Annotated in this window: 1 protein-coding gene; it reads right to left on the reverse strand. The window is 55.2% G+C overall.

The features are described from left to right. Positions 1-242 (reverse strand): hypothetical protein (locus AC1DWF_RS38445; RefSeq protein WP_476843645.1); only part of this gene is annotated, 242 nt, incomplete at its 3' end. Between the last annotated feature and the right edge of the window lie 282 nt (positions 243-524).

Genomic DNA, 524 nt, shown 5'->3' on the forward strand with positions numbered 1-524 from the left:
GGGATGTCGTCCGGGACCGCAATCTTCCGGATCTGGAAGTAGCCGACAAGATCGGCGGAGCTGAAGCTACGAAGGAAATCGGAAAGCGTCATCGCGTAAGTCCCCCCAAGCCGCAGCGCCTCGCTACGGCAATCTGAACCCGATAAACTAAACATGACATTCTCTAATGTTCCTTTGTTTTCGCGCCGATTCGCCAGAAAAAATTTAGGTCTGTCGCTCTCGGTTCCCAAAATGTATGTCAATCCACATGCATCTTATGCCATCGAACCAGAGACCGTCGCCTCATATCGCCGAGGTGTGCGCGATTCTGGCTGCCGGTCTGGCGCGTGTTCATCGACGTACCGTCGTGATACATGACGTGTATTAACGACGCATGACGAGTCATCACTACACATTCTTGCCGACCGGAGCGGTCATGCTGGCCCTACAACTCGGAGACCCGCATGACCCGTGCCACCAAGGTTGAAGCCAAGTTCGCTCCTGGACCGATCGTTTCGGCCCTTCCACCGTCAGATGTGCTGGGC

Source organism: Aminobacter sp. P4_D5 (genome assembly GCF_056401815.1).